General features: G+C 63.5%; 13 protein-coding genes. 7 read left to right on the top strand and 6 right to left on the bottom strand.

Going from position 1 to position 12,216, the window contains the following annotated elements; genetic code table 11:
• Nucleotides 1-83: 83 nt before the first annotated feature.
• From M1D51_RS15585 to galT, 3 genes are all read right to left on the bottom strand, one after another.
• Nucleotides 84-1,322, bottom strand: coding sequence for an acetyl-CoA C-acetyltransferase (locus M1D51_RS15585; protein ID WP_458107130.1), 1,239 nt, complete (start codon nucleotides 1,320-1,322; stop codon nucleotides 84-86).
• Between the two features lie 62 nt (nucleotides 1,323-1,384).
• Entirely contained in the window at nucleotides 1,385-2,545 is a 1,161-nt protein-coding gene (galK, locus tag M1D51_RS15580; protein ID WP_458107129.1) for a galactokinase, read from the bottom strand.
• Nucleotides 2,542-3,693, bottom strand: coding sequence for a galactose-1-phosphate uridylyltransferase (gene galT, locus M1D51_RS15575; protein WP_458107128.1), 1,152 nt, complete (start codon nucleotides 3,691-3,693; stop codon nucleotides 2,542-2,544). The genes galK and galT overlap by 4 nt, the downstream gene beginning before the upstream one ends.
• 98 nt (nucleotides 3,694-3,791) lie before the next feature.
• Between galT and M1D51_RS15570 the strand changes: the two genes are divergently transcribed.
• From M1D51_RS15570 to M1D51_RS15555, 4 genes are all read left to right on the top strand, one after another.
• A complete protein-coding gene (locus M1D51_RS15570; RefSeq protein WP_458107127.1) occupies nucleotides 3,792-4,742 on the top strand; it encodes an aldose 1-epimerase family protein in 951 nt (316 codons plus the stop codon).
• Between the two features lie 84 nt (nucleotides 4,743-4,826).
• A complete protein-coding gene (locus tag M1D51_RS15565) occupies nucleotides 4,827-6,107 on the top strand; it encodes an AI-2E family transporter (RefSeq protein ID WP_458107126.1) in 1,281 nt (426 codons plus the stop codon).
• 3 nt (nucleotides 6,108-6,110) lie between these two features.
• Nucleotides 6,111-7,349, top strand: a complete 1,239-nt coding sequence (gene ilvA, locus M1D51_RS15560) for a threonine ammonia-lyase (RefSeq protein ID WP_172325291.1) — start codon at nucleotides 6,111-6,113, stop codon at nucleotides 7,347-7,349.
• 14 nt (nucleotides 7,350-7,363) lie between these two features.
• Nucleotides 7,364-7,987 (top strand): rhomboid family intramembrane serine protease, encoded by a 624-nt coding sequence (locus M1D51_RS15555; RefSeq protein WP_458107125.1) that lies wholly within the window; start codon nucleotides 7,364-7,366, stop codon nucleotides 7,985-7,987.
• 87 nt (nucleotides 7,988-8,074) lie between these two features.
• On the opposite strand, the gene greA is transcribed toward M1D51_RS15555, so the two are convergent.
• Complete coding sequence (greA, locus tag M1D51_RS15550) at nucleotides 8,075-8,569, bottom strand: transcription elongation factor GreA (RefSeq protein ID WP_024820099.1); 495 nt, start codon at nucleotides 8,567-8,569, stop codon at nucleotides 8,075-8,077.
• A gap of 152 nt (nucleotides 8,570-8,721) precedes the next feature.
• Nucleotides 8,722-9,180 carry a DUF4307 domain-containing protein gene (locus tag M1D51_RS15545; RefSeq protein WP_458107124.1) on the bottom strand — a complete coding sequence of 153 codons (459 nt, stop codon included), beginning with the start codon at nucleotides 9,178-9,180 and terminating at the stop codon, nucleotides 8,722-8,724.
• A 74-nt stretch (nucleotides 9,181-9,254) separates the two neighbouring features.
• Between M1D51_RS15545 and mca the strand changes: the two genes are divergently transcribed.
• Nucleotides 9,255-10,160, top strand: a complete 906-nt coding sequence (gene mca, locus M1D51_RS15540; RefSeq protein ID WP_458107123.1) for a mycothiol conjugate amidase Mca — start codon at nucleotides 9,255-9,257, stop codon at nucleotides 10,158-10,160.
• A 105-nt stretch (nucleotides 10,161-10,265) separates the two neighbouring features.
• On the top strand, nucleotides 10,266-10,601 hold the full coding sequence (locus M1D51_RS15535; protein ID WP_458107122.1) for a hypothetical protein: 336 nt from the start codon (nucleotides 10,266-10,268) through the stop codon (nucleotides 10,599-10,601).
• Nucleotides 10,602-10,615: 14 nt separating this feature from the next.
• Here the strand turns inward: M1D51_RS15535 and trhA are convergent, their stop codons facing one another.
• Nucleotides 10,616-11,257: a PAQR family membrane homeostasis protein TrhA gene (gene trhA / locus M1D51_RS15530; RefSeq protein WP_458107121.1), complete on the bottom strand. Its 642-nt coding sequence runs from the start codon at nucleotides 11,255-11,257 to the stop codon at nucleotides 10,616-10,618.
• 107 nt (nucleotides 11,258-11,364) lie between these two features.
• Between trhA and M1D51_RS15525 the strand changes: the two genes are divergently transcribed.
• Nucleotides 11,365-12,168: an isoprenyl transferase gene (locus M1D51_RS15525; protein WP_458107120.1), complete on the top strand. Its 804-nt coding sequence runs from the start codon at nucleotides 11,365-11,367 to the stop codon at nucleotides 12,166-12,168.
• Nucleotides 12,169-12,216 lie beyond the last annotated feature (48 nt).

Below are 12,216 nucleotides of genomic sequence, written 5' to 3'. Positions count from 1 at the left end.
GTATGTGGGGGTTCAAAGTGCCGAGACCTGACCCCTCGGCGGCGGGAAGTTCTCGCCTGCCCGCAGCCACCTCACCGAACCAACTAGCTCAGCCGCTCGAAGACCACAGCCATCCCTTGCCCGCCGCCAACACACAGAGTGGCCAGCCCCAACGTTCCATCGCGTTCCTTCAACCCGTGCAGCAACGTGCTCGTCATCCGGGCACCCGTCATGCCGAAGGGGTGTCCAAGGGCGATGGCACCGCCATGGACATTGAGTTTGGCGGGGTCGATGCCCAATTCACGGGCGCTCGCCATCACCTGCACAGCGAAGGCTTCATTGAGCTCCACCAGGTCAATGTCGTCCATGGTCAGTCCAGCCAGTGCCAGGGCCCGTCTGGTGGACTCCACAGGGCCCATTCCCATGAGCTCGGGGGAGAGGGCGCTGACGCCGGTGGACACCACCCTGGCCAGCGGCTCCAGACCCAGTTCGCGTGCGCGGACGTCGCTCATGACCACCACCGCAGCCGCGCCGTCATTGAGGGGGCAGGCGTTGCCGGCCGTGACTGTCCCGTCGGGACGGAAGACCGGCTGCAGGCCGGACACACCTTCCATGGTCACTCCGGCCCTGGGGGAATCGTCCCGATCCACCACGGTGCCGTCCTTGCGCATATAGGGGGTGATTTCGCGGGCATAGAACCCTGAAGCGATGGCGGCCTCGGCGCGGTTCTGGCTGAGGACGCCCCACTCGTCCTGCTCGGCCCTGGTGATGCCATAGGTGGTGGCAACGTTCTCTGCGGTCTGGCCCATGGAGATATAGATGTCCGGCAATCGGCCACCCATCCGGGGATCCGTCCAGGGAATGTTGGACGCTGCCCGGGATGCAGTGCGTTGAGCTGCGGGGGCGAAGAGGGGATTGTGGTTGGCGGTGTCCGTCTCTCCGGCGCCGGCCCAGTTCTGGTAGCGCGAAACACTCTCCACTCCGGCGGAGACGATTGCCTGGGCCTCCCCGGCTTTGATGGCGTGGAAGGCCATCCGCAGGGTCTGCAGGCTCGAGGCACAGAAACGGTTGATGGTGGCCGCTGGTACACGGTCCATCCCGGCCAGGACAGCCACCACGCGTGCCATGTTGGAGCCGGCTTCGCCGCTGGGTTCGGCGCAGCCAAGTAGGAGGTCATCCAAACCCTGCCCATCGTCCGCGCCCGGGTCAAAGGCAGGAATTTTGGCGAGGGCGGCCTGCACCATAGCTGTGGCGAGATCGTCCGGACGCACGTCCCTCAGGGACCCCTTGAAAGCCCGGCCAATGGGGCTTCTGGCAGTGGAAACAATGACGGCCTCAGTCATGGCCACAGCATACGCCCGGCGCCTGCATCGGCGCCGGGCGGTGATCAAAAATCACTGATGTGTCAGGCCAGGCGCCGGGCTCCTGCCGCCGGGGTCACCGTGAAGATGTCCGGCGTGGCATAGCCGGCCTCGCCGAAGGAACGCACGACGGCGTCGCGCACCTGTTGCTCCTGGCCCACCGGGGTCAGGGCGATGGCCGAGCCGCCGAACCCGCCGCCGGTCATACGGGCCCCGATGGCGCCGTTGGAGCGGGAGGTGTCCACGGCGAGGTCCAACTCGGGGCAGGAGATCTCGAAGTCGTCTCGCATGGAAACGTGGCTGGCATCCAGCAGGGGACCAATGCTGGCAGGTCCCTGGCTACCCAGTACCTCCACGGTCTGCAGCACACGGTCGTTCTCGGTGACCACGTGGCGCACGCGCTTCATGGTGGTCTCATCCAGCAGTCCGGAGGCTTCCTCCAAACGTTCCACGCCGACGTCGCGCAGGGCTTTGACCCCGAGGATCTCGGCGCCCAACTCGCAGGACGCCCGGCGGGACGCGTAACCGCCGTCGGCATGGGAGTGCGAGACCTTGGTGTCGATGACCAGCAGCACCAGGCCGGAGGATTCGGCGTCGAACGGGACCAGGTCCACGTGCTGGTCGCGGCAGTCGAGGAAGACAGCTTGCCCCTTGGCGCCACGCAGGGAAGCGGACTGGTCCATGATTCCGGTGGGCGCACCAACGTACACGTTTTCGGCCCGCTGCGTGGCGAGGACCAGGTCCTGAGCGGCCAGGCCGGCGCCGGTCAAGTCGTTGAGCGCCGAGATGACGGCGCACTCGATTGCGTGGGAAGAAGAGAGGCCGGCGCCCGAGGGGACATCCGAATCGAGCAACAGGTCAAAGCCGGGGACTTCAATGCCGCGCTCCTTCAAAGCCCAAGCGACACCGAGCGGGTAGCGGGACCAACCGTTCCCCGAGCCCGGCTCCAGCTCAGCGAGGTCTGCTTCCACCACGCCGTGCCCGCCAAAGGTGGACAGCATCCGGACAGTGGAGTCGTCGCGGACGCGCAGCGCAACCTTGGCAGTTTTGTCGATGGCGAAGGGCAGCACGAAGCCCTCGTTGTAATCGGTGTGCTCGCCGATCAGGTTGACGCGTCCGGGGGCCTGCCACACGCCGTCGGGAACTGCTCCGAACGTTTCCTGGAAGCGGGCGGCGAGGACGCTGGTATCGGTAACGGTGCTCATGCTCGGATGCCTTCCAGGGTCTTGGCGGAAGCCGGTGCTGCGGCAACGCTGCGGAGACGCTCCGCCACGGCTTCGGGGGTGGTGTCGTTGATGAATGCTCCCATGGCGGCCTCTGATCCGGCCAAGTACTTGAGCTTATCGGCTGCGCGGCGGGGTGAGGTCAGCTGCAAGTGAAGCTGGCCGGCAGGGCGCAGGGCAGGGTCCAGCGGTGCCTGGTGCCATGCGGAGATATACGGCATGGGGGTGGGGTAGAGGGAGTCGAGGCGCTTGAGAAGGTCGAGGTAGACGTGCGCAAGTTCGTCGCGTTCTGCTCCCGTGAGCGCTGCGAGGTCAGGGACGCTGCGGTGGGGGACCAAGTGGATTTCCAGGGGCCAACGTGCTGCAAACGGGACGTAGGCGCTGAAGTGTTCGGCCTCCAGCACCATGCGGCTGCCGTCTTCGCGTTCGGCCCTGAGGAGCGAGGCCGCCAGCGTTTCTTTCGCATCGACGTCGTTGTAGTACTTCCGGGCGACCGCGCCGAGCTGTGCGGCTCGCGGCGTGAGGTACGGGTAGGCATAAATCTGGCCGTGCGGGTGGTGCAGCGTGACGCCGATGTCCGCGCCGCGGTTCTCGAACGGGAACACCTGCTTGATGCCCGGCAATGAGCTGAGTGATTCGGTTCGCTGGGCCCAGGCCTCAATGACCGTGCGTGCGCGTGTTTCGCCGAGTTCGGCGAAGGAGCCGGTGTGCTGCGGGGTGAAGGCGACCACTTCGCAGCGGCCAAAAGCAGGCCCCGTGGTCCCGTGTCCGGTGGTGCCCGGTGCAGGCAGGGGCGGAATCTCGCCCAAGGCCGGGCCCAGGGACGGAAAGCGGTTCTCGAACACCACGACGTCGTAGTCGGCTGCCGGGATCTCCGAGGGATTCGCAGGCGTTGTGGGGCAGATGGGGCACTGGTCGGCAGGGGGCAGATGCGTGCGGGCTTGTCGGTGGGCAGCCACAGCTACCCAGTCGCCGGACAAAGCGTCATAACGGACTTCACCGGGAACACCGCGGGCCGGAAGCTCGCGGTGGTCCACCAACGATTCCGGTGTTCGCTCCGGCGTTCCGGGGTCATCGAAGTAGATCAGCTCGCGGCTGTCCGCAAGGCGGGTGCTGGTAATGCGACTCATGACTTCATTATTCCACAAGTGACCAAAAACGCATAGATTCTAACAAAAGCTAACATTTGGCTGAGCTCACCGGATCCGGGATGAAGTACGGTATTGCCATGCCTGCCTTGTCATCACCCGCTGAAAATGCGCTTCCGTCCGACTCCCGCCGCTTCGCCACGGGCCGCCAATTCGAGCTTCGCAGGGGCGACGCGCTCGCCGTTGTCACCGAGCTTGCAGCAGGGCTCCGCCTCTACTCGCGCGGCGGAGTCCAGTTGACGGAAAGTTACGACGACGACCAGATTTCTCCAGGTGCCACGGGAATCACTTTGGCGCCGTGGGCAAATCGGGTGGAGGACGGGGTCTGGTATCTCGATGGCAAGAAGCAGCAGCTCGATATCACCGAGGTCTCCCGCAACAATGCCAGCCACGGATTGCTGCGAAATTCCGCCTACGCCTTGGTGGACGAATCAGAATTCAGCGTGACGCTCGATGCCACGGTCTTCCCGCAGCACGGCTATCCTTTCCTGGTCCGGCACGTGGTTCGCTATGAACTGGACGACGCCATGGATCTTCGTGTCTCACAGACCCTGGTCAACGATTCCCAGGGTCGTGCCCCCTTTGTTCTCGGGGCGCACCCTTACCTGCGCCTGGGTGACGTCGCGCCTGAGGACTTGGTCCTGACGGTCAAGGCCGCAACCCGGCTGGTGGCTGATGAACGCCTGATCCCGCGCAGCACCGCTGCGGCGGACGGCCAGTACGATCTTTCGGCCGGGACTGCCGTAGGAGACCTGCTCATTGATGTCGCCTTGACCGACCTGACGTACGACGGCGGCGTGGCCCGCCACACCCTTTCCGCACCTGACGGCCGCAGTGTCAGTCTCGAGCAGGACGAGACGTCACCATACGTCCATGTTTTTGTCACCGATACCTTCCCCGGCCGCTCCAAAGCCGTGGCCATCGAGCCGATGACAGGTCCAGCCAATGCGTTCAACAGCGGTGACGGCCTGCGCTGGCTGGCCCCCGGTGAAGCTTTCACCATGAGCTGGGGGATCACTGCGTCCATCTAGTCTTCCGCCCGTGCGGCTGCAGCGTCAGGGGCACGGTGTGAGGGCCGGTTTCCCATACGGCGTGGCCTACGGAATTATGGGTTCATGACGCCAACACCGGACGCCAAATCCCGCTCTGACCGCCAAATTGCCGAAGACATCCCTTATGGGGTGCGAATTGCTGCTGCCTGGTCGTGGCGGGCGGGCCTGATCCTGCTCATGATCGGCGCCTTGGTCTGGTTGCTGGGCAAGGTCAGCTTCCTCATCATCCCGGTCATGGTGGCCGCCCTGCTGGCGGGGCTGTTGTACCCGGTGGTGGCATGGCTCCGTAACCGCGGATTGCCCAACGGAGCGGCCGTTGCCATTACGGTGGTCTCCTTCATTGGTGTCATTGCAGGTGCGCTGGCGTTGGTGGGCAGGCAGCTTGTCTCCGGCTTTGGCGAGCTCTGGCAGGAAGCACTCGCCGGAATCCAGCAGATTCAAACATGGCTGGCAGACGGGCCCCTCCACCTGACTGCAGACCAGATCGACCAATACATTGCCGATGGCGCCAATGCGCTGCAGAACAACAGCAGCAGCATCCTCAGTGGCGCCCTTTCCTTCGGCAGCACCGCCGGACACTTTGCTGCAGGACTTGTCCTGGCTCTCTTCATCCTGATCTTCTTCCTGCTTGAAGGAAGCCGGATCTGGGGCTTCCTGGTGCGGCTCCTCCCCAAAACCGCACGCCGGGCAACCGATGGCGCCGGTCGTCGCGGCTGGACTTCCATGGTCAGCTACGTGCGCATCCAGATGTTCGTGGCGTTCGTAGACGCTGTTGGCATCGGGGTTGGTGCGGCCATCATCCAGGTCCCGCTGGCCCTTCCGCTGGCCGTCCTGGTGTTCATCGGTTCCTTCATCCCGGTTGTCGGCGCGCTGGTGACCGGTGCCATCGCGGTTCTGCTGGCGCTCGTGGCCAACGGACCTATCAACGCCCTGATCATGCTGGCCATCGTCCTGCTGGTCCAACAGCTCGAAAGCCACATCCTGCAACCATTGGTGATGGGCAAGGCCGTGGCACTGCACCCGGTAGCCGTGATCCTTTCAGTGGCAGCAGGTTCCTACCTCGCCGGCATCCCGGGAGCGCTGTTCGCGGTCCCGTTGCTCGCCGTAGTAAACACGGCCGTTCGGTACATTGCGGGCCGGACGTGGGAACATGATGAAGGATTGGGCGGTCCGGAGCTTCAGCCGGCACCTGCTTCTGCAGGGCCTGACGGAGACGCCAACTTCAAGGAGGTTCGCCTCCCCAAGCCCGAATCCCGCCTCGGTAAAGGCATCGCAGGCAAGAACAAGGCTGCAGGACGTCCCTCTGCTGAGGGCCCTGCCGTCGACACCACCAAAGGAGAATAGTCAGTGAATACCCTCGAAACCCTGCCCGTCACGCTGGACGATGTCCTCAAGGCGCAGGAGTTGCTCGAGGGCATTATTACCAAGACTCCGGTGGAGTCGTCCCGTGCTCTTGGCAGCCTCGTGGGCGGCAACGTCTTTTTCAAGTGTGAGAACCTGCAGCGCGCAGGGTCCTTCAAGGTCCGTGGCGCCTATGTCCGCATGGCCCGGCTGACCGAGGACGAAAAGAAGCGCGGCGTGGTGGCGGCCTCAGCAGGCAACCATGCCCAGGGCGTGGCCGTAGCTGCCAAGAGCCTGGGCATCAACGCCCGCATCTACATGCCGCTCGGTGTGGCCCTGCCCAAACTGGCGGCCACCCGCAGTCACGGCGCAGAAGTTGTCCTGCATGGACACAATGTGGACGAGGCCCTGGCCGAGGCGCAACGCTACGCCAACGAGACCGGCGCTGTATTCGTACACCCCTTTGACAATGTTGACGTTGTTGCCGGCCAAGGGACCATCGGACTGGAAATCCTGGAGCAGATCCCCAATGTGGACACCATCCTCATGGGCGTCGGAGGCGGAGGACTCCTGGCCGGTGTAGCCGTGGCCATCAAAGCCAAGGCCAAAGAGCTCGGGCGTGAGATCAGGGTGATCGGCGTCCAGGCAGAAAACGCAGCCGCCTACCCGCCGTCGCTGGCCGCTGATGCGCTGGTGCCGCTGAAGAAGGTCACCACCATGGCTGACGGCATCGCCGTGGGACGGCCGGGGCAGTTGCCCTTCAGCATCATCCGCGAGCTGGTGGACGATGTTGTGACCGTCAGCGAGGACTCCCTCGCGCGGGCGCTGATCTTCCTCCTGGAGCGGGCCAAGATGGTGGTTGAGCCCGCCGGCGCCGTTGGAGTAGCCGCGCTGATGGACGGCAAGATCGAAAACCCGGGGAACACCGCCGTCGTGCTTTCGGGCGGCAACATCGATCCCATGCTCATGCTCAAAGTCATCCAGCGCGGCCTCTCGGCTGCGGGCCGTTTCATGACGGTGCGCATGATGCTGGATGACCGTCCCGGTTCCTTGGCCACGATCGCCCGCATCATTGCCGAAAACGATGCCAACGTTACCGGGCTGGACCACACCCGCCTGGGCGGCTCCATCAGCATGGGCGACGTCTCCATCACCATCAACCTGGAAACCAAAGGCCACGAACACGGCGAACAGGTTCTTGGCGCACTGCGGGCCGAGGGCTTCCAGCCGATCGTAGTGCACTGACGGGAGGGGCGCCCATGGTGCTTGGAATGCCTGAGGGTTCAAAGGAAGAGGCCAAAGAGTCCCTTGCGGGGCGCGCGAAGGGTGGCCTGTTGTTCATGGGCGGCTTCGTGATCCTGCTCTACGTCATCGAGATCCTCAACACTCTGATGCGGCACGGCCTGAACTACACCTTTGGCCTGCGCTCCCGCTCCATGGACGGGATACTGGACATCCTGACGTTCCCCTTGCTGCACGCGAACTTCAACCACTTGCTGTCCAACACGCTGCCCCTGATAATTTTCGGCTTCCTGGTTTTCCTGTCAGGGATCCGGGTGTTCCTGACCGCGCTGGCTTTTAGCTGGCTGGGCTCGGGCCTTGCGGTATGGCTGATTGGCGGCGGGGGAGTGACGGTCGGAGCGTCCGGGCTGGTGTTTGGATTCTTCGCGTTCCTGCTGGTGCGGGGGTTCTTCAACCGGAGCTGGTGGCAGATTCTCCTTTCCGTGGTGCTGTTCATGGCCTACGGCAGCATTCTCTTCGGTGTGCTTCCTACCGTCATGGGTTTTGTGTCCTGGCAAGCGCACCTCGGTGGAGCTGTTGGCGGCATTATCGCTGCGGTCCTGCTGCGCCCCAAGGCTAAGGCCAAACTCGCCGAGCTCTGACCCAGTTGGGTTCCCACACGAAAAACGCCGGCCCGCCCCGCCAAGGGGTGGGCCGGCGTCGTGTATTTCAGGCCGGTGAGCCGCTGATTAGGCGACGTACGGCTTGGCGGAGACGATCTCCACCGGAATTTCCTTGCCGTTGGGAGCGACGTAGCTCAGGCTGTCGCCTTCCTTGTGGCCGATGATCGCGGCACCCAGGGGTGACTTCTCGCTGAAGACGTCCAGATCGGAGTCCCCGGCGATTTCGCGGGAGCCCAGCAGGAACGTCTCTTCGTCACCGGCGATGCGTGCAACAACCAGCATGCCGGGCTCGACGATTCCGTCATCGGCAGGGGCCTCGCCAACATGGGCGTCGCGAAGCAGTGCAGTGAGCTGGCGGATGCGGGCCTCGATCTTGCCCTGCTCTTCCTTGGCTGCGTGGTAGCCGCCGTTTTCCTTCAGGTCGCCTTCCTGGCGGGCAGCTTCGATCTTCTGGACGATTTCCGCCCGGCCAGCGCCGGAGAGGTGGTCCAGCTCAGCCTGCAAGCGGTCGAAAGCTTCCTGGGTGAGCCAAGCCGCAGTGGCGCTATTGGTGGTAGACACGGATTTCTCCTCTAGATCTGACAATGCAAAAGACCCCGCCGAGGTGGCCACTCGTGGAACTCAGTAACCAACTTAACGGGGTGAAGGTTTCATCCATTGTAGTAAATCCTTTGGACGAACCCAAACCCGGTGAGTCACGGGTCACACGATCGTTATTTGCCGCTGTCCACAATCCAGCAGCTGTCCACCACCGCTGAAACGGCCGGGGACTCAGTACGCAGGACCGTGCGCTGGGCGGTGGTGCTGCCGCCGTCGGGATCGTCCTGGGGATCGTTGGGACCGATCTCCACAACTTTCCAACCCACCACTGCGAACTTCGAATCCAAGGCTTTCACGGCACATTTGGCGGCGGCTCCGGGGTATTTGGTGACTTGGTAGTCCGCCTCAGCCTGGGTGCCATCCACCGTGCTGTAACCAACGTCCTTGAACGTGACGGGGGCCTGCGCGGACCCGGTGGCCACGTAAGCTGCGAACCCAATCCCGATGACCAGGGCGCCGATGATGATGTTCCGCTTGGTTTTGCGGGTCATGGCGCGCTTTTGACCGCCGTAGCGATTGGCTAGGCTGGTGCTTGCCGGTACTTGGGTGGCCGATAGGTCCTCTGAAGTCACCCGTCCAGTTTAGTGCCGATCCCGGCGCCCCATCACCGCCCACAAAGCTTGATCCACGAAAGAGGAGCCGTCACGTGACAGCGTCCAGCAGTTCCGACCAGCAGCTGCGGCTGCTCGCCGTCCACGCACACCCGGATGATGAGTCCAGCAAGGGCGCGGCAACCATGGCAATGTACGCCGCCGCGGGAGTGGAAGTGATGGTCGCTACGTGCACTGATGGCTCACGCGGCGACATTCAGAACCCGGCCATGGAAGATGCGCCACACCCGAAAAGGGACATGGCCGGCGCCCGGCGATTGGAAATGGCAAACGCAGCTGCTGTCCTGGGAATTCAGCAGCGTTGGCTCGGTTTTGTCGACTCGGGCCTTCCGGAAGGTGATCCGCTGCCGCCGCTGCCCCCGGGCTGCTTCGCACTCCAGCCGCTTGAACGTGCCTCGGCGCCCCTGGTCCGGCTGGTCCGCAGTTTCAAGCCGCACGTGATTCTGAGTTACGACGAAAACGGGGGCTACCCGCACCCGGACCACATCATGGCCCACAAGGTGGCGGTGGAAGCCTTTGATGCCGCCGGTGACCCGGACCGTTACCCGGGCATGGGAGAGCCGTGGGCCCCAAGCAAGCTTTACTACGACCGTGCTTTCAGTCCCGAACGATTCCGTGCGCTGCACTTTGCGTTGGAAGAGGCAGGATTGCAGTCTCCCTACGCCGAGCGCCTTGCCGCCTGGTTGGAAGCCGACGCCGAGGGCCATACCCCCGTCCCTCCGGGGCACCAGACCACCACTCAGGTGGATTGCGGTGATTTCTTTGAAGCCCGCGACGACGCACTCCGGGCGCATCGCACGCAAATCGATCCCCTGGGATTCTTCTTCGCGGTATCACCGGATCTGCAACGGACGGCGTGGCCTTGGGAGGACTACACCCTGATCAAGTCCACGGTCCCGTCCGAGCTGCCGGAGAAGGACCTGTTCGCAGGGATAAGATAGGAACTCCGGCAGTTTCTATCGCCTGTAGAAATTGCTGCCGGGCCAACCAGCTTCCGGCTACCCGCTGCCTGTCGGCATGCATGAGCTCCCATAGAAGGTTTGAACGTGCACCACTTGATTCTCGCCCTGTCCGTCACTCCGTCGCCCAATCCCTCGGGCACACTGCGGCCCGGCCTGTCCGAGGACCAGGTGACCCCGGGTACGTGGGGCTTCGTCCTGACAGCCTTCATCGTGATCCTTACCACGTTCCTGATTGTGGACATGGTCAGGCGCATCAGGCGCGTCAGGTACCGGGCACAGGTGGAGGAAGCGCGTCTGGCGGCTGAGGAAGAGGCCAGTCAGCCCGCCGACGCCGGTACTCTGACTCCCGACGCCGGTACTGCGGCGCCTTTGGATGGCACCCCGGAAGAGAATGGCGACGCCGGTACCCGCACCCGCTGAGGGGCCGGGTCAACCTAGCTCAGGACCGCCATCATGATGGCGATGAAGTGCGCCGCGAAAGCCAACACGGTGAAGGCGTGGAAGAGTTCATGGAAGCCGAAGTGCTTGACGCTGAAGTTCGGCTTCTTGATGGCGTAAAACACCGCGCCCGCAATGTAGAGGGCGCCGCCCACGCAAATGAGGACGGCTGCGGCGGCATTGGCTGCAAAGAACTGCGGTAAGTAGAACAATGCTCCACAGCCCAAAGCGATGTACACGGGCACATACAGCCATCGGGGAGCGTGCGTCCATAGAACCCGGAAGAGCACTCCAACGATCGCTCCGGACCAGACAAGCCAGAGCAACGTGACAGCCTCGGAGCGTTCCAGCAGGGACCAAGCCAGCGGAGTGTAGCTGCCGGCGATGACCAGCATGATGTTGGTGTGATCCAGCCGCTTGAGGATCATGCGGACCTTGGGGGACCAGTTTCCCCGGTGGTACACCGCGCTGACGCCGAACAGCAGGAAGCCGGTCAGTGCGTAGATGGCGGAGGTGATTTTTCGGTCCGCCGTGGGGGCGACCGTCACCAGGACGATGCCCGCGGCCAGGGCAAAGGGAGCCGCGACAGCGTGGATCCAGCCACGCCAGACGGGCTTGGTTTCGAGGAGCTCAGCCATGGTTAAACCATAACTTACGTTTCAGTAAGTTACTGCTGGGTAACAAGTGGTTGGTGGATTTTGACCCTCCGCTGCACCGGCTCGCCAGCTGGGGAAGGTAGCCTAGGATGTGCGTCGTCGTACAAGCAAGGAAGTCAGGTGAGAGTGGCGTGGAGCTGCCCGGTTTCCTCTATGGCTTCTATGAGCGCAAACTCCTGCGCTCCCTCAAACAGGACCAGATCCCGGGCCACATCGGTGTCATGGTGGACGGGAACCGCCGGTGGGCCCGCCAGTTCAACGCACCCACCAGCCAAGGACATCAAGCCGGTGCAGACAAAATCCACGAATTCCTCGGGTGGTGCCAGGAGCTCGGCGTCAAAGTAGTGACGCTCTACATGCTGTCCACTGACAACATGAACCGCTCCGGTGAAGAGTTGGACCTTCTCATGGGCATCATCGCGAACACCATGGATCGCTTGGATGAAGACGAGGACGTCTCTGTCCACGCCATGGGTGCTCCTGAACTCCTGCCGGACTACCTCGCCGAACGGCTTAACAAACTCACGGCCCGCACACCGGTCCACGAGAAGATCCATGTCAACGTCGCCGTGGGCTACGGCGGCCGCCGCGAAATTGTCGACGCCGTCCGCGAACTCCTGCACGACGCCGCCGCCAAGGGGCGGAACATGACGGAGGTCGCAGATGAACTTTCGGTGGACGACATCTCCCGGTTCCTCTACACCCGGGGCCAGCCCGATCCTGACTTGGTCATCCGCACCTCAGGTGAGCAGCGGCTCTCCGGCTTCCTGATGTGGCAAAGCGCCTACAGCGAGTTCTACTTCTGTGAGGCACTGTGGCCGGCCTTCCGCAAGGTCGATTTCCTGCGCGCACTCAGGGATTATGCCGGGCGCCAGCGCCGCTACGGAACATAGGGCTTTCCGGTTCATCAAAAATTAACGAGCCGGACATGCGACTTGCCG

The sequence above is a fragment of the Arthrobacter sp. R3-55 genome, from assembly GCF_054161505.1.
Note: the sequence above shows the minus strand (reverse complement) of the source record. Positions and strands in the feature narration are given on the sequence as shown.